27 protein-coding genes and 1 riboswitch are annotated in these 22,931 nt (G+C 68.3%); of the genes, 16 read left to right on the forward strand and 11 right to left on the reverse strand.

Going from position 1 to position 22,931, the window contains the following annotated elements; all coding sequences use genetic code 11:
- Positions 1 to 257, reverse strand: a 257-nt coding sequence (locus tag PO768_RS18415) for a hypothetical protein (protein ID WP_272647218.1), incomplete at its 3' end; no start/stop codon positions are given.
- Between the two features lie 154 nt (positions 258 to 411).
- A riboswitch (TPP riboswitch) is annotated at positions 412 to 547 on the forward strand.
- Positions 548 to 634: 87 nt separating this feature from the next.
- Here PO768_RS18415 and thiC point away from each other — a divergent pair.
- The 6 genes from thiC to PO768_RS18445 all read left to right on the forward strand — a co-directional run bounded on the left by thiC (position 635) and on the right by PO768_RS18445 (position 7,011).
- Positions 635 to 2,482: a phosphomethylpyrimidine synthase ThiC gene (thiC, locus tag PO768_RS18420; RefSeq protein ID WP_272647219.1), complete on the forward strand. Its 1,848-nt coding sequence runs from the start codon at positions 635 to 637 to the stop codon at positions 2,480 to 2,482.
- An 82-nt stretch (positions 2,483 to 2,564) separates the two neighbouring features.
- Entirely contained in the window at positions 2,565 to 3,608 is a 1,044-nt protein-coding gene (locus PO768_RS18425) for an FAD-dependent oxidoreductase (protein WP_272647220.1), read from the forward strand.
- Positions 3,605 to 3,808 (forward strand): sulfur carrier protein ThiS, encoded by a 204-nt coding sequence (thiS, locus tag PO768_RS18430; protein WP_262971440.1) that lies wholly within the window; start codon positions 3,605 to 3,607, stop codon positions 3,806 to 3,808. Before PO768_RS18425 ends, thiS begins: the two co-directional genes overlap by 4 nt.
- A gap of 1 nt (position 3,809) precedes the next feature.
- Positions 3,810 to 4,601, forward strand: coding sequence for a thiazole synthase (locus tag PO768_RS18435; protein ID WP_272647221.1), 792 nt, complete (start codon positions 3,810 to 3,812; stop codon positions 4,599 to 4,601).
- Between the two features lie 5 nt (positions 4,602 to 4,606).
- Entirely contained in the window at positions 4,607 to 6,250 is a 1,644-nt protein-coding gene (locus PO768_RS18440) for a bifunctional hydroxymethylpyrimidine kinase/phosphomethylpyrimidine kinase (protein ID WP_272647222.1), read from the forward strand.
- Between the two features lie 35 nt (positions 6,251 to 6,285).
- The gene (locus tag PO768_RS18445) at positions 6,286 to 7,011 is read left to right on the forward strand and encodes a glutathione S-transferase (protein WP_272647223.1); all 726 of its coding nucleotides are present in this window, start codon (positions 6,286 to 6,288) and stop codon (positions 7,009 to 7,011) included.
- A 12-nt stretch (positions 7,012 to 7,023) separates the two neighbouring features.
- Here the strand turns inward: PO768_RS18445 and PO768_RS18450 are convergent, their stop codons facing one another.
- Positions 7,024 to 7,374 carry an antibiotic biosynthesis monooxygenase gene (locus PO768_RS18450; protein ID WP_269838112.1) on the reverse strand — a complete coding sequence of 117 codons (351 nt, stop codon included), beginning with the start codon at positions 7,372 to 7,374 and terminating at the stop codon, positions 7,024 to 7,026.
- Positions 7,375 to 7,506: 132 nt separating this feature from the next.
- On the opposite strand from PO768_RS18450, the gene soxR reads away from it, so the two are divergent.
- From soxR to PO768_RS18475, 5 genes are all read left to right on the forward strand, one after another.
- Positions 7,507 to 7,977, forward strand: coding sequence for a redox-sensitive transcriptional activator SoxR (soxR, locus tag PO768_RS18455; protein ID WP_262971445.1), 471 nt, complete (start codon positions 7,507 to 7,509; stop codon positions 7,975 to 7,977).
- 115 nt (positions 7,978 to 8,092) lie between these two features.
- Positions 8,093 to 8,311 carry a TOBE domain-containing protein gene (locus PO768_RS18460; RefSeq protein WP_266004691.1) on the forward strand — a complete coding sequence of 73 codons (219 nt, stop codon included), beginning with the start codon at positions 8,093 to 8,095 and terminating at the stop codon, positions 8,309 to 8,311.
- Positions 8,312 to 8,321: 10 nt separating this feature from the next.
- Positions 8,322 to 8,915 (forward strand): RBBP9/YdeN family alpha/beta hydrolase, encoded by a 594-nt coding sequence (locus PO768_RS18465; protein ID WP_272647224.1) that lies wholly within the window; start codon positions 8,322 to 8,324, stop codon positions 8,913 to 8,915.
- A 93-nt stretch (positions 8,916 to 9,008) separates the two neighbouring features.
- On the forward strand, positions 9,009 to 9,953 hold the full coding sequence (locus tag PO768_RS18470) for a CysB family HTH-type transcriptional regulator (RefSeq protein ID WP_262971446.1): 945 nt from the start codon (positions 9,009 to 9,011) through the stop codon (positions 9,951 to 9,953).
- A 105-nt stretch (positions 9,954 to 10,058) separates the two neighbouring features.
- Positions 10,059 to 11,069 carry a sulfate ABC transporter substrate-binding protein gene (locus PO768_RS18475; RefSeq protein ID WP_272647225.1) on the forward strand — a complete coding sequence of 337 codons (1,011 nt, stop codon included), beginning with the start codon at positions 10,059 to 10,061 and terminating at the stop codon, positions 11,067 to 11,069.
- Positions 11,070 to 11,172: 103 nt separating this feature from the next.
- Here PO768_RS18475 and PO768_RS18480 read toward each other — a convergent pair whose 3' ends face one another.
- From PO768_RS18480 to PO768_RS18520, 9 genes are all read right to left on the reverse strand, one after another.
- The gene (locus PO768_RS18480; RefSeq protein WP_442953250.1) at positions 11,173 to 12,528 is read right to left on the reverse strand and encodes a PQQ-dependent sugar dehydrogenase; all 1,356 of its coding nucleotides are present in this window, start codon (positions 12,526 to 12,528) and stop codon (positions 11,173 to 11,175) included.
- 39 nt (positions 12,529 to 12,567) lie between these two features.
- Entirely contained in the window at positions 12,568 to 14,970 is a 2,403-nt protein-coding gene (locus tag PO768_RS18485) for a catalase (RefSeq protein WP_272647226.1), read from the reverse strand.
- A 34-nt stretch (positions 14,971 to 15,004) separates the two neighbouring features.
- The gene (locus PO768_RS18490; RefSeq protein WP_272647227.1) at positions 15,005 to 15,313 is read right to left on the reverse strand and encodes a hypothetical protein; all 309 of its coding nucleotides are present in this window, start codon (positions 15,311 to 15,313) and stop codon (positions 15,005 to 15,007) included.
- A 65-nt stretch (positions 15,314 to 15,378) separates the two neighbouring features.
- Positions 15,379 to 15,534, reverse strand: a complete 156-nt coding sequence (locus tag PO768_RS18495; RefSeq protein WP_272647228.1) for a hypothetical protein — start codon at positions 15,532 to 15,534, stop codon at positions 15,379 to 15,381.
- Positions 15,535 to 15,682: 148 nt separating this feature from the next.
- Positions 15,683 to 16,633, reverse strand: a complete 951-nt coding sequence (locus PO768_RS18500) for a hypothetical protein (RefSeq protein ID WP_272647229.1) — start codon at positions 16,631 to 16,633, stop codon at positions 15,683 to 15,685.
- A gap of 268 nt (positions 16,634 to 16,901) precedes the next feature.
- Complete coding sequence (locus tag PO768_RS18505) at positions 16,902 to 17,399, reverse strand: YciE/YciF ferroxidase family protein (protein ID WP_269838120.1); 498 nt, start codon at positions 17,397 to 17,399, stop codon at positions 16,902 to 16,904.
- A 33-nt stretch (positions 17,400 to 17,432) separates the two neighbouring features.
- Positions 17,433 to 17,969, reverse strand: a complete 537-nt coding sequence (locus PO768_RS18510; RefSeq protein ID WP_262971454.1) for a hypothetical protein — start codon at positions 17,967 to 17,969, stop codon at positions 17,433 to 17,435.
- A 202-nt stretch (positions 17,970 to 18,171) separates the two neighbouring features.
- Positions 18,172 to 18,513: a hypothetical protein gene (locus tag PO768_RS18515; protein ID WP_272647230.1), complete on the reverse strand. Its 342-nt coding sequence runs from the start codon at positions 18,511 to 18,513 to the stop codon at positions 18,172 to 18,174.
- Positions 18,514 to 18,541: 28 nt separating this feature from the next.
- Positions 18,542 to 19,267: a response regulator gene (locus PO768_RS18520; RefSeq protein WP_272647231.1), complete on the reverse strand. Its 726-nt coding sequence runs from the start codon at positions 19,265 to 19,267 to the stop codon at positions 18,542 to 18,544.
- Positions 19,268 to 19,313: 46 nt separating this feature from the next.
- Between PO768_RS18520 and PO768_RS18525 the strand changes: the two genes are divergently transcribed.
- The 5 genes from PO768_RS18525 (at position 19,314) to PO768_RS18545 (ending at position 22,919) form a co-directional block, all read left to right on the forward strand.
- Positions 19,314 to 19,829 (forward strand): DUF1579 domain-containing protein, encoded by a 516-nt coding sequence (locus tag PO768_RS18525; RefSeq protein ID WP_272647232.1) that lies wholly within the window; start codon positions 19,314 to 19,316, stop codon positions 19,827 to 19,829.
- 86 nt (positions 19,830 to 19,915) lie between these two features.
- A complete protein-coding gene (locus PO768_RS18530; protein ID WP_272647233.1) occupies positions 19,916 to 20,521 on the forward strand; it encodes a TetR/AcrR family transcriptional regulator in 606 nt (201 codons plus the stop codon).
- A gap of 53 nt (positions 20,522 to 20,574) precedes the next feature.
- Positions 20,575 to 21,030, forward strand: coding sequence for a DUF2147 domain-containing protein (locus PO768_RS18535; protein WP_272647234.1), 456 nt, complete (start codon positions 20,575 to 20,577; stop codon positions 21,028 to 21,030).
- Between the two features lie 9 nt (positions 21,031 to 21,039).
- Positions 21,040 to 22,041, forward strand: a complete 1,002-nt coding sequence (locus PO768_RS18540; protein ID WP_272647235.1) for an NADP-dependent oxidoreductase — start codon at positions 21,040 to 21,042, stop codon at positions 22,039 to 22,041.
- A 20-nt stretch (positions 22,042 to 22,061) separates the two neighbouring features.
- Positions 22,062 to 22,919: an alpha/beta fold hydrolase gene (locus PO768_RS18545; RefSeq protein ID WP_272647236.1), complete on the forward strand. Its 858-nt coding sequence runs from the start codon at positions 22,062 to 22,064 to the stop codon at positions 22,917 to 22,919.
- Positions 22,920 to 22,931 lie beyond the last annotated feature (12 nt).

Genomic DNA, 22,931 nt, shown 5'->3' on the forward strand with positions numbered 1-22,931 from the left:
GCCGCTGCCGGCCGGACAGGCGCCGCGGCCTCGGCCACCGGCGCCGCCCTGGGCTTGGCCGGCGCCTTGTCGGCATGGAAGCGTATCCACTGGTAGACCTTGTCGGCATCGCGCTTGGCCCGCTCGGCCGCGCTGAGCTTGGCCTTGGCCTCGAGATCGCCGAGATCCTGCGCCCGGCCTGGGCCGCCGCTCAGTGTCAATGCCATGGCGAGCCCGGCGAACACGCCGGCCCTGTGATGCCGCAAGCTGATCTTCATCCATCCCTCCCTGGTCTGGTGTGGACACTGCGGCAGGTCTTCTGGATCGCCGCCTGTGCGTCAAGCGCCCGAAGTGTAGGCAGCAAGCCCCCCCGAACAGGCTCCGGGTTTGCACCGACTCTTGCCAAACTGTTCACACCTGACCCTATACTGCGCGCCTGCTCCGGGGTGCCCTGCTGCGCTTGATTAAGAAGTCTTAATGAAGCGTCGGGCTGAGATGTGGTGGAAGCCATGGTCCCGCTGAACTTGATCCGGTTTGTACCGGCGTAAGAAGAGCCTGCTCGCCTCCCCATGCCTTGGGCGCGAGCCCTGCCCGCTTCGCGCGCCCGTCCCCAGCCGTTCCAAGACCAGTCTCCGGGGTTCACCTGGAGACCGTCATGAACAGCATCACCGAACCGACCGCGCTGGATCAGAGCATCGCGCTGAGCCGCGAACCCCTGCCCGCGTCGACCAAGATCTATCTGGCCGGCGAGCGCCATCCCGAGCTGCGCGTGCCGATGCGCGCGATCGCGCTGACGAACGGCGAAACCGTCACCGTCTACGACCCCTCCGGCCCCTACACCGACCCGGCCGCCGCCATCGATGTGCGGCGCGGCCTGCCCACGCCACGCGCTGCCTGGCTCGAGGCGAGACAGGACACCGAGGCCTACGAGGGCCGCCGCATCCAGCTGATCGACGACGGCCTGCGCGACCAGGCCCAGCAGCTCAAGCTGCACGAGATCAGCGCCGGCCTGCAGCGCACGCCGCGCCGCGCCAAGGCTGGTCACAACGTTACCCAGCTGCACTACGCGCGCCGCGGCATCGTCACGCCGGAGATGGAGTTCGTCGCGATCCGCGAGAACCAGCGCCATGAATGGATGCGCGAGTACGAGGCGGACGCCGAGCGCGAGGCCCGGCTGAAGGGCCAGTCCTTCGGTGCCAGCATTCCCGAGCTGATCACGCCCGAGTTCGTGCGCGACGAGATCGCCCGTGGCCGCGCCATCATCCCGGCCAATATCAACCACACCGAGCTGGAGCCAATGGCGATCGGCCGCAACTTCCTGGTCAAGGTCAACGCCAATATCGGCAACTCGGCCGTCACCTCGTCCATCGAGGAAGAGGTCGAGAAAATGGTCTGGGCCACGCGCTGGGGCGCCGACACGGTGATGGACCTCTCGACCGGCCGCAACATCCACACGACGCGTGACTGGATCGTGCGCAACAGCGCCGTGCCCATCGGCACGGTGCCCATCTACCAGGCGCTGGAGAAGGGCGGCGGCGTGGCCGAAGACCTGACCTGGGCGCTGTTCCGCGACACCTTGATCGAACAGGCCGAGCAGGGCGTCGACTACTTCACCATCCATGCCGGCGTGCGCCTGCCCTTCATCCCGATGACGGTCAAGCGCCGCACCGGCATCGTCTCGCGCGGTGGCTCCATCCTGGCCAAGTGGTGCATCGCGCACCATCAGGAGAATTTCCTCTACACGCATTTCGAGGAGATCTGCGAGATCATGAAGGCCTACGACGTCAGCTTCTCGCTCGGCGACGGCCTGCGGCCCGGCTCGCTGTCGGACGCCAACGACGAGGCCCAGTTCGCCGAACTGCGCACCCTCGGCGAACTCACCCAGATCGCCTGGAAGCACGATGTGCAGACCATGATCGAAGGCCCGGGCCATGTGCCGATGCACCTGATCCAGGCGAACATGACCGAGCAACTGAAGCACTGCGACGAGGCGCCGTTCTACACACTAGGCCCACTGACCACCGATATCGCGCCCGGCTATGACCACATCACCAGCGGCATCGGCGCGGCGATGATCGGCTGGTTCGGCTGCGCGATGCTCTGCTATGTCACGCCCAAGGAGCATCTGGGCCTGCCAGACCGCGACGATGTGAAGGCCGGCCTGATGGCCTACAAGATTGCGGCTCACGCCGCCGACATCGCCAAGGGCCACCCGGGCGCCCGGGCGCGCGACGACGCGCTGTCCAAGGCCCGCTTCGAGTTCCGCTGGACCGACCAGTTCAACCTCGGCCTGGACCCCGATACCGCGCGCGAGTTCCATGACGAGACCCTGCCCAAAGACAGTGCCAAGGTCGCGCATTTCTGCTCAATGTGCGGACCGAAGTTCTGCTCGATGAAGATCACGCAGGAGGTGCGGGAATACAGCGAGGGAATGAAGGCCAAGAGCGCGGAGTTCAAGGCTCAGGGCAGCGAGCTCTACATCCCCATCAAGACCCAGTCCTGACGATGACGCCCCCACGCTCGCTTTGCTCGCTGCCCCCCGAGGGGGCGCAGGCCTCCCTTGGGGCGGCCCGGCGGGAGACCTGATGGCACGCATCGCCATCGCCATCGCCGGCGCCGGCCTGGCCGGCCGTCTGTTCGCCTGGGCGCTGGCACGGGCGGGGCACAGTGTCGAGGTTTTCGACTCCGCGCTTGGCCCCGGACCCAGCTTCGACGGCCAGGGCGCGGCCGCCTTCACCGCCGCCGGCATGCTGAGCCCGCTGGCCGAGCAGGAGTGCGGCGGGGAGGACATCGCCGCCCTCGGCTGGCAAAGCCTCGCTCTGTGGCCCGGCATCGTGGGCCGGCTCAAAGCACAGGTACGCCTCGGGGTGCAAGGCAGCCTGCTGCTGGCCCATCGCAGCGACCGGGGCGCGGCGGCGCGGGCGCTGGCCCGCATGCCCGGTGCGCAGGACCTGAGCCCGGATCAGCAGCGCGCGCTGGAGCCGGCGCTCGCGCCGGGGCTGTGCGCCTGGCTGCTGCCCGGCGAAGGCCTGATCCACCCAGTCGAGGCGATGGCGGCCCTGCATGCCGAGGCGGTCGGCGTGGCCTGGCATTGGCAGCAGGCCGTAAGCGCGGTCGAACCTGGCCGCCTGCAACTGAGCGGCGGCCGATGTGTCCACGCCGACTGGGCCCTAGACACGCGCGGCCTGGGTGGCCGGCCCGAGCTGCCGAGCCTGCGCGGCGTGCGCGGCGAGGTGGTGGTGCTGGCGCTGCCGGGCCACGGCCTCCTCAGGCCGCTGCGCCTGCTGCACCCGCGCCACCGCGTCTATCTGGTGCCACGCAGCGAGCACGAGCTGATCGTCGGCGCCAGCGAGATCGAGAGCGAGGACCGCAGCCCGGTCAGCCTGCGCAGCGCGGTGGAGCTGATGGCGGCGGCGCACAGCGTGCTGCCGGCGCTGGCCGAGGCCCGCATCAGCCGGCTGGACCGCAACCTGCGCCCCGCCCTGCCCGACAACCTGCCGCACAGTCATCACGAGCCCGGCCTGCTGCGACTGAACGGCCTGTACCGCCACGGCTGGCTGCTGGCCCCGGCCCTGGTGCAGCGCCTGCTGGGCGAAAGCGGCCTCGCTTCCCTGGAAACCATCCCATGATCACCATCCATCTGGACGAACAAGCGCTGCAGCTGCCGCCCGGCAGCACGCTGGCCGAGCTGCTGGTCCGGCAGCAGCGCGCGCCCGAGAGCGTGGCCACCGCCCGCAATGGCGAGTTCGTTGCCCGCGAGGCAAGACCTGGCACCGTCTTGATAGACGGCGACCGTATCCTGCTCTTCAAACCCATTGTCGGAGGCTGATATGGATGATGTCCTGACCATCGATGGCGTCGAACTGCACAGCCGGCTCTTCCTCGGCACCGCCGGCTACCCCAGCCCGCAGATCCTGCAGCACGCGATCCGCGCCAGTGGCAGCATGCTGCTGACCGTGGGCCTGAAGCGCACGCTGCAGGCGGGCGACAACGGCGCGCTCGCGCAGGCCTTGGCGAGCGCCCGGGCCCAGGGCGCACGGCTGCTGCCGAACACCGCCGGCTGCCGCACGGCCCGCGAGGCGGTGCAGCTGGCGCAGATGGCGCGCGAGCTCTACGGCACGCACTGGATCAAGCTGGAGGTGGTCGGTGACGAGCTGAGCCTGCAGCCCGACCCCTTCGAGCTGCTCGCCGCCGCCACCGAGCTGGTGCGCGCGGGCTTCACCGTCTTCCCCTACTGCACCGAGGACCTGATCCTGGGCCGGCGCCTGCTGGACGCCGGCTGCGCCGTGCTGATGCCCTGGGGCGCGCCTATCGGTTCGGGCCAGGGGCTGATGAATCTGCAGGGCCTGCGCACGCTGCGCGAGCGCCTGCCCGAGGCGCTGCTGATCATCGACGCCGGCCTCGGCGCGCCCTCGCAGGCCGCGCAGGCGCTGGAGCTGGGCTTCGACGCCGTGTTGCTGAACAGCGCGGTGGCCCAGGCGCGCGACCCGGTGGCGATGGCCGAGGCCTTCCGCGACGCGGTGCGCGCTGGCCGCCAGGCCCGTCTCGCCGGGCTGATGGCGCCGCAGGATTTCGCGGTAGCCAGCACGCCGGTCAGCGGCCATGCCTTCCTGCTGGGCTGAGCGCCATGGACATGCCTATCTATCCCCACCCCAGCCTGCCCTCGCCCTGGATCCAGGCCATCAACCCCGACAGCGACCACATGCCGCCCTGGACGCAAGACCCGACCCCGCCGGTGATCTGGAGCGTGGCCGGCACCGACAGCGGCGGCGGCGCCGGCTTGTCGGCCGACACGCGCGCAGCGGCGGCGATGGGTGTGCATCTGTGCCCGGTGGTGGCGGCCGTCACCGCGCAGAACTCGCTCGGCGTAAGGGCCGTGTTCCCACTGCCCGCTGAGCAATTGCAGGCCCAGCTGGAGGCGCTGGCCACCGACATGCCGCCGCGCGTCATCAAGACCGGCCTGCTGGCCAGCGTCGCGGCGGTAAGGGCGGTGGCCGAGACGATAGACGCGCTGCGGCGTGAGCACGGCTTTGTCGGCCTGGTGGTCGACCCGGTGCTGGGCGCCAGCGCCGGCGGCGCCAGTTTCGCCGACGAGGCGCTGATCACCGCCTACCGGGAATGGCTGCTGCCCCGCGCGAGCCTGATCACGCCAAACCGCCGCGAGGCCGCTCGCCTGACCGGGCTGGCGGATGGCGTGCCGGCCATGGCCGCCGCGCTGCGGCAGCTGGGGGCACTGGCCGTCTGTATCACCGGCGGGGACGACGCGACCGAGCTGGCGCTGGACTGGTGGGACGGCCCGCTCAGCCCCTGGCAGCCCGAGCTCGGCGGCACGCGCGGCTGGCTGGCCCTGCCCCGTGTGGCGACGCGCCACCACCATGGCAGCGGCTGCAGCTTCGCCACGGCCGCCGCCGCCGCGCTGGCACGCGGCTTCCCGCTGCCCGACGCCGCGGTGCTGGCCAAGATGCTGAGCTGGACCGCGCTGCGCGACGGCCATGCCGCCGGCACCGGCGCCGGTCCGCTGCGGCCGGCGCCGGCCTTCGTCGCCGAGCCGCAGGCGATGCCGGTGATGAGCTTCGGCGACGAGGCGCTGGACACGGCCACCTTGACCCGCTGGGGCCGGGTCTTGCGCGGCGAGCTCACCGCAGACCATCGCTGCGGGCTCTACGCGATCACCGACGACGCCGCTCGCGTGGCCGAGCTCGCCGCTGCGGGGCTGTTCCCGCAGATTCAGTTGCGGATCAAGACCGAGCCTGGCGAGGATCTGCGCACAGCGGTACGCAGGGCCTTGCAAGGCCTGGGGCATGGCAGCCAGCTCTGGATCAACGATCACTGGCGGCTGGCCCTGGAGGAAGGGGCGACGGCCTTGCATCTGGGGCAGCAGGACTGGGCGGCACTGAGCGATGAGGAGCGCAGCCTGCTGCTGCGCGAGCGCGAGGTCTGCGGCCTGAAGCTGGGCATCTCCAGCCACAGCCTGTGGGAGCTGGCGCGCGCGCGCGGCCTGGCGCCCAGCTATATCGCCTGCGGCCCGGTCTGGCCCACCACGACCAAGGACATGCCCTGGCTGCCGCAAGGTCTGAGCCATCTGCGCTGGTGGGCCCGGATGGCCGGCACACCGGTGCTGGGCATCGGCGGCATCGTCTCGCCCGCGCAGGCCGAGCGCGTGGCGCGCACCGGTGTGGCCGGGGTCTGCCTGGTCAGAGCGCTGGATCAGGGGCCTGCGGTCTGGGCGCCCTATGGAGAAGCCTGGATGCGGGGGCAGTGGGCCGAGTAACGGCCGGGGCCGCTGCGCAGGCTACAGTCCCCGGCATGGCATATGAACTCCACTACTGGCCGACCATCCAAGGTCGCGGCGAATTCGTGCGGCTGGCGCTGGAGGCGGCCGGCGCGCCCTATCTCGATGTGGCCCGTGGGCCGGCCGGCCAGGGTTTGCCGGCGATGCTGCAGCATCTGCAGGACGGCCGCCAGCCGCACCCGCCTTTTGCGCCGCCCTTTCTGAAGGACGGCCACTTCGTGATCGGCCAGACCTCGGCCATCCTGCACTACCTCGGCGCCGAGCTGAAGCTCCTGCCGCGCAGCGAGCAGCTGCGCGCGTGGACTCAGCAGATCCAGCTGACCATCGCCGATATCGTGACCGAGGCGCACGACACCCACCATCCGCTGGGCCCCGACCTGTATTACGAGGACCAGAAGCCCGAGGCGCTGCGCCGCGCCCAGGCCTTCTGCAGCAACCGCCTGCCAAAGTTCCTGTCCTGGTTCGAGGCCATCGTGCAGCGCAATCCGGCCGGCACCCGCCATCTGGTCGGCGGCAAGCTGAGCTATGCGGACCTGTCGCTGTTCCAGCTGATCGAAGGCCTGCGCTACGCCTACCCCAAGGCCACGGCCCGTGTGCTGGCCGCCACACCCGGTGTCGTCGCCCTGCATGATCGCGTCGCCGCCCTGCCCAAGGTCGCGGCCTATCTGCGCAGCGAGCGCCGCATCCCGTTCAGCGAGCAGGGCATCTTCCGCTGCTATCCGGAGCTCGACGCCTGCTAGGCCGGTGGCCCGTCATCCGGCGCCCTCGGCGCGTCGGTAGTCGCCCAGTTCAGCCCTGACCCCAAGTTCCTGCATGAAGGCCGCCGGCTCGAAGCCCTCGTGCCGGTAGCGCTGCCGCATATGGGTCTTGGCGGCGCTCATATGCGCGGCGCTGGCCCATTCGACCAGGGTCAGCACATGCAAGGCATCGCCGGCGCTGTCAGGCTCCTGGATCAGCACCAGATGCTGTTCGCAGCCGGGCAAGGTGCTCAGCTCGGCATCGATACGCTCGATCTGCTTCAGGAAGCTGCTCAGCGCAGACGAGGGCACGATGAACTTGTCGATGCGATAGCGCGAGTCGGCGGACGGGATGGCGTGGGACATGGCAGACCTCGGTAGTGATCCGGCACCAGCCCGCGCGGACATCGCGCGGCACTGAACAGGAACAGCGCGAAGTCTCAGACCTCAAGCAATGTTAAGGTCAAGCAAAATCCACGAATAATGAAAGGGCAAGCAATGACAACAGGCTTGGAGGCTGCCGGTATCGCGCCGACGCTGTCGGTCGGCGAAGTGGCGCGGCGCAGCGGCGTGGCGGTCTCGACGCTGCATTTCTACGAGACCAAGGGCCTGATCAGCAGCAGCCGCAGCGAGGGCAATCAGCGCCGCTATGCGCGCGAGGTGCTGCGCCGCGTCGCCTTCATCCGCGTGGCCCAGCGGGTCGGCATCGGCCTGGCCGAGATCGCCACCGCGCTGGCCGCGCTGCCGCCCAAGGCGGCGCCCAGCCGCGCCGACTGGACCCGGCTGTCGGCCGACTGGCGCGGTGAGCTGGACGAGCGCATCGCCCAGCTCAAGAAGCTGCGCGACACGCTGGACGACTGCATAGGCTGCGGCTGCCTGTCGATCGACCGCTGCCGACTGCGCAATCCGTACGACCGGCTCGGCGACGAAGGGCCGGGGCCGCAGCGGCTGCTGGTCAAGCGGCGTTGAGACGGCCGCGCAGGGCGCGCATATCTGTTTCCCGTATGTCCTGCTGCGCCAGCCTTCGTTGGCGGCACAAGGGCGGCGTCCTAAGCTGGCGCGTCATCATCGTCAAGGATCCGCCATGAGCATCAGCGCCATCAATGTCCGCAATCAGTTTCGCGGCACGATCAAGGAAGTCATCGAGGGGCCGGTGGTCTCGGAGGTCGATGTGCTGACGCCCTCGGGCTTGATCGTCACCTCGGTCATCACGACTCGCTCGGTCAAGGAGCTGGGCCTGGTGCCGGGCAAGGAAGTGGTGGCCCTGGTCAAGTCGACCGAGGTCTCGATCGCGACGCTGTGAGTCGCCCGCCATGGTCGCGCCCTACCGTCCACCGCGCCTGCTGATCATTCCGGGCCTGCATGACAGCGGGCCGGCGCACTGGCAGACGTGGCTGCAGCAACAGTACCGCGATGCGCGCCGCGTCGTGCAGCGCGACTTCAGCCGCCCCGATCTGCAACGCTGGGCCGAGCGCATCGGCGCCTGCCTGGATAGCGCCGGCCCTGGCGAATGGATCGCGGTGGCCCACAGCTTCGGCACGCTGGCGCTGGCCCGGCACCTGGCTGATCACCCCGACTCGCCGATCCGCCAGGCCCTGCTGGTGGCCCCGGCCGAGCCGGACAAGTTCGGCCTGGCCGAGTCGCTGCCGCAGCGCCGGCTGGGCCGCCCCCTGACCCTGATTGCCAGCCAGAACGACCCCTGGATGAGCGCGGCCAGCGCCCAGCGCTGGGCCGAGCGCTGGGGCGCGAGCTTCAGCAATCTGGGCCCGGTCGGCCATATCAACACCGAGTCCGGCTTCGGCCCCTTCCCGCTGGCCCGGCGCTGGGTCGAGGCGGCACGCGCCCGCGCCGCGCGCGAACAGCGGCCCGCACATGCGGCGTTCGACGAGTGGTCGTTCGCGGTGTGAGCCCCGAACCTTCATATCCTTATCGGAATAAGTTGGAGGACAAGCAGCGGGGGACTCTCAATAATGAAAAACAAATAACGAGAGCCTGCTGCCGTGAATTTCCAACAACTCCGATCCGTCCGCGAGGCCCAGCGCCGCAGCTTCAACCTGACCGAGGTGGCGCAAGCCCTGCACACCTCGCAACCCGGCGTCAGCCGCCAGATCCGCGAGCTGGAGGATGAGCTGGGCATCGAGCTTTTCGTGCGCGCCGGCAAGCGCCTGACCGGTCTGACCGAGCCGGGCCGCCAGGTCATGCCCATCGTCGAGCGCCTGCTGCACGAGGCCGAGAATCTGCGGCGTGCCGGTGACGATTTCGCCCGCGCCGGCAGCGGCGCGCTGCGCATCGCCGCCACCCACAGCCAGGCCCGCTATGCGCTGCCGCCGGTGGTGCGCGACTTCCGCGCCGCTCACCCCGATGTGATGCTGCATATGCAGCAGGGCTCGCCGCAGCAGGTGGCCAAGCTGCTGCTGGACGGCGAGGCCGATGTCGGCATCGCCACCGAGGCGCTGGCCCAGTTCGACGAGCTGGTCGCCCTGCCCTGCTACCGCTGGACCCACACCATCGTGACGCCGCCCGACCACCCGCTGGCCCGCGAGGCCTCGGAGGGCCAGGTCTTGACGCTGGAGCGCCTGGCCCAGTTCCCCATCATCACCTACGAGACCGGCTACACCGGCCGCTCGCACATCGACGACGCCTTCCGCGCCGCCGGCCTGGACATCGATGTGGTGCTGGTGGCGATGGATGCCGATGTGATCAAGACCTATGTGGACCTGGGCCTGGGCGTGGGCATCGTCGCCGCGATCGCCTACGACGAGGAGCGCGACCGCCATCTCGCCGCCATCGACGGCCGCCATCTGTTCGCCGACAACATGACACGGCTGGCGGTGCGCCGCGATGCCTATCTGCGCGACTACGTCTATGCCTTCATCTCGACCTTCGCCGCGCCGCTGACGCGGGCTGCCGTCGAAGACGCGCGCCAGGGCCTGCTCGCGGCCTGAGCGTCGGACTTGCAAAGCAAAGCAACTCTTCTTCGTTCACAAGCGCGCAGGCGCTCCCTCCAGTCAAGTCTCCCCGCCACACCTCAAATCAAGAAGGTCCCTCCCGTGAACGCCATCCGACGCACCCTGTCCCTGCTGACCCTCAGTGCCCTGCTGGGCACCGCGGCCCAGGCCCAAACCACCTTGCTCAACGTCTCCTACGACCCGACCCGCGAGCTCTACCAGGACTTCAATGCCGCCTTCATCAAGCAGTGGAAGGCCAAGAGCGGCGAGACCCTGACGGTCAAGCAATCGCACGGCGGCTCGGGCAAGCAGGCCCGCTCGGTGATTGACGGCCTGGAGGCCGATGTCGTGACCCTGGCCCTGGCCTATGACGTCGATGCGCTGCACGACAACGCCAAGCTGATCCCGGTCGATTGGCAAAAGCGCCTGCCGCAGAACGCCAGCCCCTACACCTCGACCATCGTGTTCCTGGTGCGCAAGGGCAATCCGAAGGCGATCAAGGACTGGAACGATCTGGCCCGCCCCGGCGTCGAGGTCGTGACCCCGAATCCCCAGACCTCGGGCGGCGCCCGCTGGAACTATCTGGCCGCCTGGGGCTATGCGCTGGCCCAGCCGGGCGGCAATGCCGACAAGGCCAAGGACCTGGTCAAGCGCATCTACACCAACACCAAGGTGCTGGACTCCGGCGCCCGCGGCTCGCTGACCAGCTTCACCGAGCGAGGCATCGGCGATGTGCTGATCTCGTGGGAGAACGAGGCCTTCCTCGCGGTCAAGGAACTCGGCCCGGACAAGTTCCAGATCGTCACGCCCAGCCTGTCGATTCTGGCCGAGCCGCCGGTCGCGGTGGTCGACAAGGTGGTCGACAAGCGCGGCACCCGCAAGCAGGCCCAGGCCTATCTGGAATATCTGTACAGCCCCGAGGGTCAGGAGATCGCCGGCAAGCACTACTACCGCCCGCGCGACCCCAAGATCGCCGCCAAGTTCAGCGACCAGTTCGCCCAGGTCAAGCTGATCACCGTCGACGAGGTCTTTGGCGGTTGGCGCACAGCCCAGAAGACCCACTTCGCCGACGGCGGCGTGTTCGACCAGATCTACACGCCGGGCAGTCGCTGACAAGACCTGGCCCTTGCATTGTTTGTCTCCTCGATAGGCTGAGTCTTATCGACCTCAACCCCGGCGCGTCATGGCGTGCCGGGGTCTTTTTTGGCCGCGCCGCTCAGGGCATCGCGCTGACGCGCCAGATCACATTGCCCACATCGTCGGCCACCAGCAGCGCGCCGCGCGCATCGATGGCCACACCGACGGGTCGGCCCATCGCTTCGCCGGTCTCGCTGAGAAAGCCACTCAGCACATCGCGAGCCGCCCCCGCCGGCTTGCCCTTGTGAAACGGCACGAAGATGACCTTGTAGCCGCTGTGCGGCCGACGGTTCCACGAGCCATGCTGGCCGATGAACATGCCGTCCGCGAACGCGGCCGGCAGCGTGCCGCCGGCGGAACGCGCCAGGCCCAGCGGCGCGGTGTGCGGCCCCAGCGCATAGTCGGGCACCAGCGCGCTGGCGACCAGCGCCGGTTGCGGGGGCTCGACCCGCGTGTCGAGGTGCTGGCCGAAGTAGCTGTAAGGCCAGCCGTAGAAGCCGCCGTCCTGCACCGAGCTCAGGTAATCGGGCACCAGATCGCTGCCCAGTTCATCGCGCTCGTTGACCACGGTCCACAGCACCTGCCCGGCCGCGTCCCAGGCCATGCCAACCGGGTTGCGCAGGCCGGAGGCGAAGATGCGGTGCGCACCGCTGTCGACCTGCACCTCCCAGATCGCGGCGCGGCCCGCCTCCACCTGCATGCCGCGCTCGGCGATATTGCTGTTGGAGCCCACGCTGACATACAGCCTGCTGCCGTCGCCGCTGGCCAGCAGGTTCTTCGTCCAGTGATGGTTGATCGGGCCACCCGGCAGATCGAGCAGCTTGGTGCCGGGCGTGGTGATCGAGGTGTCGCCGCTGCGGTAAGGAAAACTCAGCACCGCATCGGCATTGGCGACGAACAGGCGCTCGCCGATCAAGGCCATGCCGAACGGCGAGTACAGGCCGCTCAGCAACACCGTGCGGGTTTCGGCAATGCCGTCGCCATCGGCATCGCGCAGCAGGCTGATGCGGTCGGCACTGGGCGTGCCGGCCCCGGCCCGCTTCATCACCAGCCCCATGATCGTGGCCTTGAGCCCCTTGCTGCCTTCCGGCTTGGGCGGCGCATTGCTTTCGGCAACCAGCACATCGCCATTGGGCAGCACCAGCAGCCAGCGCGGGTGATCCAGCCCGCTGGCAAAGGCCGCCACCCGCAAGCCGGCGGCCGCCTGCGGCTGGCTGCCCTGCGGCCAGCCGGTGGCCGGCGCGATGTTCACGGTGGGCAGCAGCGTGCGCCTGGGCGCCGGCAGCTCGGGACGGGGCCCGCTGCCCTGCGGCACCGTCAAGGTCGCACTCTCGCCACAGCCCGAGAGCGCGAGAGCGACCAGCACCGCCGCCATCAGCACAGGCGCGCTGCTGGCAGGCAAGGGCCGGCGCCGGATTGGAAGCAAGCTGTCCATGATTGAAATCCTTCGCGCCTTGTCAGCCGGAGCCTGATCTCAGCGCCGGGCCGGATTGATCTCGCGTACCGGGTGGCGGTGCTTGCCGATGGCCGCGATAAAGCTCGCGTGGGCCTCGGAAGCCTCCGCGGCCTCGGCGAGAACCACCCCGGGGTCGGCCTCACCGGAGGGGAGCAAGGCCTCGACATGGGCCGCATCGAGCAAGGCCGTCGATGCGCCGAGGGCCAGCAGGGTCTTGCCATGGCGAAACTGCTGCGCGATGAAATCGACCGCCTGGGCCTGGGCCAGCAGCGCGCGCACGCCGGCCTCGCCGTCGGGCAGGACCACCGCGTCAAACAGCACCGCCGGCGAGTTCTCGAAGCTGGCCGTGGCCTCCAGGGCCTCGCCATCGGCGGTCTCGACGAAACCGAGCCGCGCCGCGATGACCACGCTGACCGCGCCCGCGGCATGCAAGGCCCGTCGCACGGCGAGCAAGGACGCGGCTTCAACGCCGGGCGCGGCCAGCACCGCCACCTTGCGACTGCGGATGCCACCGTCCCCGGGCAGGGCCGTCAGCGACAGTGCGGCGGAGACGCTGAACTCGGGTGGCTCGGGCGTCTGCAGCGCCCGCGGCATGGCGGCCGGCAGCGCCATCCCGAGGCCATCGGCGATGGCCGCGGCCAGCTGCGGCGACACGTTCACCAGCGAAGCCAGCATGCGTTCGCGGATCGCCGGCACCGTCAGCTTGCTGAGCTCGAAGCGGAAGCCGCCGACGATGTGAGCCTGTTCCACCTCGGTCTGGCTGTCGTAGAACAGTGTGGCCTGGGTGTAGTGGTCGGCGAACTTCTCCGGCTTGCCGCGCAGCTTCTCGCCGTCGACCGGCTGCGGGAAGGACACAAAGCCACGCGCACCGGCCTGGAAGGGGCAGCCGCCGCCCAGCGAGTTGGGCTCGTAAGCGACGCGCCCGCGGTTCACGGTCTGGCGATGGATGCCGTCGCGCTGGTTGTTCGACACCGGCGCGAGCGAGGCATTGATAGGCAGCTCATGAAAGTTGGCCCCGCCGAGCCGGGTGATCTGCGTGTCCACATAGGAGTGGTGCCGGCCGGCCAGCAGCGGATCATTGCTGAAATCAATGCCCGGCACGACATGCGCGGTGCAGAAGGCCACCTGCTCGGTTTCGGCAAAGAAGTTGTCGGGGTTGCGGTTCAGCACCAGGCGCCCGACCGGGCGCACCGGCACCAGCTCCTCGGGAATCAGCTTGGTGGCGTCCAGCACATCGAAGCTGAAGGCCTCGGCCTGCTCCTCGCTGAACAGCTGCAAGCCGAGCTCCCACTCCGGGTACTCGCCCGACTCGATCGCCTCCCACAGATCGCGGCGATGGAAGTCGGCATCGGCGCCGGCGATCTTCACCGCCTCGTCCCAGACCAGCGAATGCGTGCCCAGCAGAGGCTTCCAGTGAAACTTGACGAACTGCGAGCTGCCATCGGCGGTGACGAGCCGGAAGGTGTGCACGCCGAAGCCCTGCATCATGCGGAAGCTGCGCGGGATCGCGCGGTCGGACATCACCCACATCAGCATATGCGTGGTCTCGGGCGATAGCGAGGCGAAGTCCCAGAAGGTGTCGTGCGCCGAGGCGGCCTGCGGCATCGCGTGGTGCGGCTCGGGCTTGACGGCGTGAACCAGGTCGGGGAACTTCATCGCGTCCTGGATGAAGAAGACCGGGATGTTGTTGCCGACCAGATCCCAGGTGCCCTGCTCGGTGTAGAACTTGACGGCGAAGCCGCGCGCATCGCGCACGGTGTCGGCCGAGCCACGCTCACCGGCCACGGTGGAGAAGCGCACGAACACCGGCGTCACCTTGCCGGCTTCGGCAAACGGCGCGGCGCAAGTCAGATCGCCGAGCGCCTCATAGGCTTCGAAGAAACCATGCGCGGCCGAGCCGCGCGCATGGACGATGCGCTCCGGGATGCGCTCGTGATCGAAATGGGTGAGCTTCTCGCGCAGGATGAAGTCTTCCAGCAGGGCCGGCCCGCGCAGCCCGGCCTTCAGGCTGTTCTGGTTGTCGGCGATGGGCACGCCCTGATTGGTGCTCAGCACCTGCGCGGAGCCGTCGACACGGGCCTGTGCGAGGCTGCCGTCCAGCGCGCGGCTGCCGGGCGCGGCCGGCGCGCCGGTCTTCGCCGTGATATTGATCTCGCTCAGCGTGCTGGCCGAGACCGAATCCGAGGCGGGCTCAGCGACCAAGCCGACCGACGGGTCCCGAGCGCTGTCGCGACCGAAGTCCAGCCCCTTGTTGGCGTTGTAGGGCATCGATGCCACGAGGGCCTGGGTGGCGCTGGCCTGGACCTGGACAGGGTCGGGACCGGCCGATGGCGCGCCGCCACGGTTCCTGCGCCCCCCGACGATGGCTTTGGGTTCACCCGAAGTTCGAGCGGGCGTGGGCAACGGTGCTTGTTTTTTCATGGCGAACTTTCAATGTGAAGGAGGACGGGGGCGCTCAGTGCCGGGCAGGCCGAGGCTTGCCGCCCGGGCCGGGTACCAGGCGGGCGCGGCGCTCGGCGTCCAGGCCGGGCGTGGCGCGCATATCGGTGTCGACCTGGCCGGCATCGAGATCGCGCTGGGCCTGCACCATCAGCGGATCGGGTTCGACAGCCACCGAGTCGGGCGATTCATCGCGCTCATGGGGCAGCGCCAGACCGGTCGCTGAGCGGGGTGCTTTTGCGCCGCGCGCCGAGTTCGGCAGCTCGCGATTGGCGGTTCGCCCAGGGGCATCGCGCAGGACCGGTGTTTGCTTGCTTTTGCTCATCGCGTTTCCTTGTGCTGGTGGTGTGGATTGAAGGGACTGAGATACGAGCGCAACGCGCCGCTCACTCATCTCGCGAGCCCATGCAGGACCCAATGCCCGCCAAATGCGTTGAAATCACGCAAGTCCGTTTCGACCTGGGCCATGCACAGCCATGCCCAACTCACCAGGCCCACGGCCGGCAAGACGAGCGAGCTGGCGATGAGGATGGGGATGAGGTCCATGGCCGGCCTGTGTCGGCGTCTTCAGTCGATTCCACTCGAGGCCGTCAAAGCAATAGTGCGATCAGGATGATGAGCGGGATCGGGATGCCGAGAAACAGAAGCAGCAGTGAGCGCATGATGGCGACCTCGGGGAGTGTGATGAAGGGACTCAGGCGTCGCGCAGCCGGCCACCGAAGGTCGCGGCCAAGCTCGCCACGAAGGCGCCGACGAGCAGCGACACGAACAGCCACAGCGCGCTGTAGGCCGAGGCCTTGCGAGCCTTGTCGGCAGCCTCACGCACGGCGACCTCGGCGTCGTTCAGCTTTGCTTGAACCCGGGTGTAGACATCGTTGACCCGCTTTTCCGCGTCCTGCTGCGACAGCCCCGTGCGCTGCGCCACCAACTGGCCGATATGGCGGATGTCCTCGGCGGGCAGCGGCTGCGCGCGGCTGACATTCATGAAGATGCGGCCGACTTCGGTCCTGTCCTTGTCGGAGGCTTGGGCTTGCGCGCTGACGGCCGATGCTGAAGCGGCCTGTTCAGCGTTGGCCGCCACGGGCCGGAACAGGGCATCGACGAAATAGCCCATGGGAGCAGGTCCCTGCGCCCCGCCTGCGGAGCCGGCTACGGCCGCGCTGGCCGTGCCGGTGGCCGCCATCGAGGCACCCGCCTGCACCCCACCGCCGAGGATGGAAGCAATCACCGAACCCAGCAGCGCGGCGGTGGCCAGCGAGGCCACCGCCCAGGCCAGGAAGCCATGGGCCGTGTCGCGAAAGTACACCTCGTCGGCAGGCGCTTCGGTCCATCTCGCGCGCAGCCGGCCCGCAAGATAGCCGCCCATCGCCGAAGCGAGCACCTGGGTCAGCGACAGCCAAAGAATCGTCGACAACCCTATCGTCGCGGCGTTCGCGCCTTCGCGCGCCCAGGGCGACACCGATGACAGGCCGAGCCCAACCCCGAGGATCAGCAGGATCAGCGAGAGTGAGGCCGCCGCGGCAGCGCCTGCGGCCACCGCGCCCCACGAGACGGCGCTGCGCTCCGCGAGGTCCGCCGCAAGGCTGCCGGCCGGGCTGCGGCGACGATCAATGCGCTCAGCGCCCGCTGTTGAAGAGATGTCCATCGAAGTTCCTGTCATTGCGCAGCGATTGCGGCGCCGGATTGGCGGCCGGATATCGAAGCAGAAACTGCACCTTAGGCAGCGCTCGAACAGGCGTCTGTTCGCTTGCGCACGCAGGGTCGGCAGACGAATGAATGCTCCGCTTGTCCTACGCGTTGACGGCGTGGTGATCGCAGGCTCGGCCGGTGCGGCAATGAGTCCGAGCGCGGCAGCACCCAAGACGCTGCGCCAACGGCGAGCGCCCTGAGGCACCCGCCGCTGACGCGAAGCCCTACTCGGCGGCGGCGTCTTCGTTCACTGCCGCTTCAGCCAGCTCGGTCATCAGCTCGTCGGCCAGGTACAGGGCCTTCACCGCAGCCCTCAGCTGCTTGTTGTCGTCCTTGAGCTTCAGCGCCTTGGAGAAGGCTGCCACGGTGCCGAAGCCGGTGATGCCGTAGTGCGTCATGCGCTGGTACTGGGCAATGATCGCGGCGTCCAGCACGGGGCCCGGCTCCGGGCCGTCCTCGACCGTGTGCTTGAGGGCCTCCTCCACCAGGCCTTGCATGCCCCGGCAATGCTCTTTGGACACCTTCTCGCCCTGATTGGCGATCAAGGCCTTCAGCAGATCGGTGTGCCCGGCGATGCCTTGCTGAGAGCTATCGAGCATTGCCTTCAGCTTGGGGTGGGTCGCCTTCGCGGCGAGCTTCTTCAAGGCACGGCTCATCTGGTCGTTGGCCGACCACAGGTCCTTGAGCTCGTCGATGTAGAGCTCAGACAGGTTCGAAATCATGGGATTTCCTTTGCTTCACCAAGACGTCCGCGCTCAGCGGTAGACGTGCTGGCCTTGGTTGGTCTTCCAGCTCTGCTCGAAGTGAGCCGCATCCTCTTCATTGCGCGTGCGCAGGCCCATCAGGATGCCGCCCTTGCGGATGCCGTCCTCGTAGTCCTTGACGCGCTCTTCCGGCATGGCCCAGCCGATCAACGCACCGACCAGGCCACCGCTTGCGGCACCGGCGCCGGCACCCGCGATGGCCGCGGCCAGCGGTCCCGCGATCACCAGGCCAAGACCCGGCAAGGCCAGGGTGGTGCCGACGGCCGCCACCGCAGCGGCTATCGCGCCGAGCGTGCCGCCGATGGCGCCGCCGATGCCGGCGCCCTCGGCCGCCTTGTTGCCCAGCTCGGTCTCCACGCCGTCGCCGACGAAATGCCGCGTGCGCGTTTCGTCCGACATCACCAGATTGACGTCATCACGGGAGTAGCCGCGATCATTGACCGTGCCATAAGCGGCCTCGGCACTTGCGCGGTCGGGGAAAAGACCGGTCACCAATCTGCCGTCCGTGCTGTCTCTGTTCGTGTCCATAGGGACTCCTGTTGCGGGTGGAAGCGGCCGACTCAACGGCGCGCGGGTGGAGATGCGGCGAGCCGCATCACTCGGTGCCGTGGGGTTCCCCAGCACAGCCACGATGCTAGGGACGCGATGGCGCGACACGAATAGGCGCAGGCCATCAGGGGACGTAGGACTTGGCGCCGCGCGGTGCCGCTTGGCCAAGCGCCGGCGCGTTCTACACCGGCATCGATCTGCGCAACTGGTCCAGGGCGTCCAGGCATTCGCGAAGCATGCTGACGCGCGCCTGCAAGCCCTTGCCCTCGGTCGCGGTCTTGTCGACCGCCACGCGGGCCAGGGTCTCGAGCACCGCACGGAAGAGCAGATCCCAGTCCTGCGGCGCGATATCCGCTCGTGCGGGCGTCCCGCCCGAGCTGATCTCGCTCAGGCATTGGCAGGCCGGTGACTCAGCCTGCCCGACGGGGTGCTGCTGCGGCGGCGACGCCGCAGCGGTCGGGGCGCCAGCCGAGCGAGCCCCGCCCCGCGATGCGGGGTGCGCTTCGAGCTCGGTCCTTTTCATCTGCTGGGTCCACGCGGGGATCCTGTGTTCACGTCCGATGCTGCGGCGCGGCGTCGGGGCCGCTGGCCCGTGGTGGCCAGCGGCCGGTCTCCCGGGCAAGGCTGGGGTCGGCCGCGTTCGGGCGATAGCCGGGGCAGCAGCGCAGCAGACAGTCCCTGAGCTCTTCATCTGTGCAGGGCTTGTTCAGGCGGCCATCCAGACCGTGCAGCGCCAGCGCATCCGCGTCCACCGACAGGTCGGAGTAGGCGATCACCGGAACCGCGCAGCGCGAGTTGTTGCGCTCAAAGCGGCGGATCGTGGAGGTTGCCGCGAACCCGTCAACGACGGGCATTTGCAAGTCCATCAGGATCAGGTCGAAGCGCTTGGCACAGGCCAGCATCACGGCCTCCGCACCATCAGCGGCCAGCCAGGGCACCAGGCCCAGCGCCTCCAGCTGCGCCGAGACCAGCACCAGATTCACCGGGTTGTCATCGACCACCAGCACACGAGCCGAGCCGTAGAAATGCTCGTTGGGCCGCCTGGCCTCAGCGGGCAGATCTCCGGCCGACTGCCACAGATCTCTTGACCAGCCCTGCAACCAGGCCCTGAGAATTCCACGCAGGCCGCGCGAGGCGGGCGAACCCATGGCCGGAACACCGCTCATGAAGGACTCTCCCACTGACAAGTAATGGCTTATCTTGGCAGTCTGGGCGGGCCGCGTATGTGCGCTGCCGCACGCAGCTTGACGTGCGTGCGGCAGCTCAGCGCCCTTCATGGCAGAGTTCGACCGTCGCCAACACCACTGCCTTGAAGGAGGGATCATGGGTCGCAAGGAATTCGAAGCATCGCTGGCTGATGGCGTTCACGCCCGGTTGGTGCGCATGGCGGGGCAGTGGGAGGGCCGTTTCCGCCTCTGGTTCGAGCCCGGCAAGCTGGCGGACGAATCGCTGCAGCGGGGCAGCATCCGCGTGCTCTTGGGCGGCCGCGTGCTGTTGCACGAGTACTCCGGCCACTGCGCCGGCGAGCCGATGGAAGGCGTGGCGCTGATCGCCTACCACCTGGACGAGCGCCGCTACGAATCGGCCTGGGCCGAGAGTTTCGGCACTGGCACCGCCCTCATGTTCAGCACCGGCGTCAGCGGCGACCCGCGCCTGTCCATGCTGGGCAGCTACAGCGACGGACAAGGCGGCTCGCGCTGGGGCTGGCGCACGGCCATCGAGCAGCCCGACGATGACACGCTCGACCTGCGCATGTACAACATCACGCCCGAAGGCGACGAGGCGCTGGCCGTCGAAGTGAACTACCGCCGCATGCCGCCGGAGCCGGATGGCGCCTGAAGGCTTGCGCGGTGCCTTGAAGAAACCCCGCTCGAAGAATCTCCATAGACGTGGAAGGGGACCTGGCCATGCATCCGAACTAATATATGATGCCTATCATGCGAAACTCCAGAACCAGCGCAAGAGCGGCGGCGAAAGACGCCACCCACGAACGCATCGTGGCGGTGGCCGCCCGGGCCATCCGTCGCAGTGGCTACGACGGCACCGGCGTCGCGGACATCATGAAGGAGGCCGGCTTGACGCATGGCGCCTTCTACTCCCACTTCGCATCGCGCGAGGCCATGCTGGCCGAGGCGGCGGCACGGGCTTGTGCCGAGTCCGCGGGAGCTGTGGCCGAAGTGGTGGCCCAGGTGCCGCCCGGATCGGCATTGACGGCCATGCTCGCGGTCTACCTTTCCAAAGAACACGCCGCCGCTGTGGATGTCGGTTGCCCATTGGCTGCGCTGGGCTCGGAGACCTCCCGTCAGGCGCCGGAGTTGCGCCGCGTGGCGACGCGGCACATCAAGGAGATGGTGGACCTGCTCGCTCGGCAGTCGCCTGACTGGGGATCGCCTGCCGCCCATGAGCGGGCACTGCTCACCATCTCCACCATGGTCGGGGCGCTGATGTTGTCGCGCGCCGTGGATGAGCCTGCCCTGGCCGAGGGCTTGCGTGAAGCAGCGCTCAAACACCTGGCGCCTGGCGGCCATTGATTTCGTGAGGGCGGGCTTCCCCCTTTTTTTTGACTCAACACATGATGATCATCATGCGAAAAAGCTTCAAACCCGTCTTTTTGATTGCACTGTCTGCGGCACTCACAGCCCTGCCCGCCCGGGCCGGCGACGCTTCGCCGCTGGGCCTGTGGAAGAACCTGGACGATGTCAGCGGCAAGCCGCGCGCGCTGGTACGTATCACCGAATCGAATGGCACGCTGCAGGGAAAGATCGAGAAGGTCTTCCCGGCGGCCGGCGAAGACCCGAATCCGAAGTGCGACAAATGCGAAGGCGCGCTCAAGAACGCCCCGGTGCTAGGCCTTGTCATCCTGAGCGGCCTGACCAAGGATGGCGATGAATACGCTGGCGGTCAGATCCTCGACCCCGACAACGGCAAGGTCTACCGCAGCAAGCTGCGCCTCATGCAGAACGGCCAGCAGCTCAGCGTGCGTGGCTATATCGGCGTGCCCATATTGGGCCGCTCACAGACCTGGTTGCGCCAGGAATAAGGAAGCCTGATGAAAGCATTTCTCCTGGAACGCTACGGCAAGAAGCGCCCGCTGCGGTCGGCGGAAACAGCGCTGCCGGAACTGCGGGATGACGAGGTCTTGGTCGAGGTGCATGCGGCCGGCGTGAACCTGCTCGATGCCAAGATCAGGAGCGGCGAGCTCAAGCTCATCCTGCCCTACCGCCTGCCCGTCGCCCTGGGGCATGACCTTGCCGGGGTCGTCGTGAAGACAGGCGCGCGGGCACGGCAGTTCAGGGTGGGCGATGAGGTCTATGCGCGAGTGAACGACTTCCGGATCGGCACCTTCGCCGAGTTCGTCCCCGTCAAGGAGGCGTCGTTGGCGCCCAAGCCCCGCAACCTCACGATGGTGGAAGCCGCCTCGATCCCGCTGGTGGGCTTGACGGCCTGGCAAGCAGTGATTGAGAAAGCCGGGCTGAAGAAGGGGCAGAAGGTCTTCATCCAGGCTGGCTCCGGTGGTGTCGGCAGCTTCGCGATCCAGCTGGCCAAGCATGTGGGCGCCACGGTGGCCACGACCACCAGCTCGGGCAACACATCGCTCGTCAAGGGTCTCGGCGCAGACATTGTGGTCGACTACAAGACACAGGACTTCGAGGCTGTCTTGCGCGACTTCGATCTTGTCCTCAACAGCCAGGACGGCAAGACGCTGGAGAAGTCCCTCACGGTGCTCAAGCGCGGCGCGAAGCTGATCTCCATCTCCGGACCGCCGGACCCGGATTTCGGCGCGGAGATTTCGGCTCGCGGCTTCGTGCGGCTGGTCATGCGCTTGCTGAGCTCCGGCATCCGGCGCAGGGCGCAGCGCCGAGACATTCGTTACTCGTTCCTTTTCATGAAGGCGAACGGGCTCCAGCTGCGCGAGATCACCCGGCTGATCGAGGCAGGAGCCATCCGCCCGGTGATTGATCGGGTGTTCCCCTTCGATGCGACCAACGAGGCCCTGGCCTACGTCGAGTCGGGCCGCGCCAAAGGCAAGGTCGTCATCAAGATCAAGTGATACCGACCATAGACCCAGCCATGACCCCCTCGCTGACCTCGCCGCACACCTGGAAGAACGTGCCGACCCGGACCGTTGCTGCCGGAGCTGTGCAGTTCGCCTACCGAGAGCTCGGTACAGACAATCCCGGCACCGCTTTGGTATGCCTCATCCACCTGGCCGCCGTGCTGGACAACTGGGATCCACGCGTCATCGACGGGCTTGCGGCCAGACACCGCGTGATCACCTTCGACAACCGCGGCGTCGGCGCATCGAGCGGCGCCCCGGCGGCGTCCATGGAGGAGATGGCCCGGGACGCCATCAGCTTCATCAAGGCCCTGGGCCTGAAACAGGTCGACCTGTTCGGCTTCTCGATGGGCGGGATGATCGCCCAGGAAATCGTGCAGATGGAGCCCCTGCTGGTGCGCAGGATGATCATCACCGGGACCGGCCCGGCCGGCGGCGAAGGCATCAGCAAGGTGGCGCGCGTGACCTACCTCGACATGCTCAGGGGCTGGGTGACCTTCCAGGATCCAAAGCAGTTCCTGTTCTTCACCCGGACACCGGCCGGCATCCGCGCCGGCAAGGAGTTTCTGCTGCGCCTGAAGGAGCGCACCGAAGGCCGCGACCAGGCCATCACCGTGGCCGCGCTGCAGGCCCAGCTGAAAGCGCTGCGGCTGTGGGGCAACAAGGCACCTGCCGACCTGTCAAAGATTCGTCACCCGGTGCTCGTCGCCAACGGCGACAGCGACCGCATGGTGCCGAGCAAGAACACGCACGATCTGGCGCAGCGCTTGCCGAACAGCGAGCTCGTCATCTACCCGGACTCCGGCCATGGTGCGGTGTTTCAGTTCCACGCCGACTTTGTGGCCAGGGCGCTGGCGTTCCTGGCGCGCTGAGGGCCTGCGCTG

It is taken from the genome of Paucibacter sp. XJ19-41 (genome assembly GCF_028462495.1).
Lineage (GTDB): Bacteria > Pseudomonadota > Gammaproteobacteria > Burkholderiales > Burkholderiaceae_C > Roseateles_E.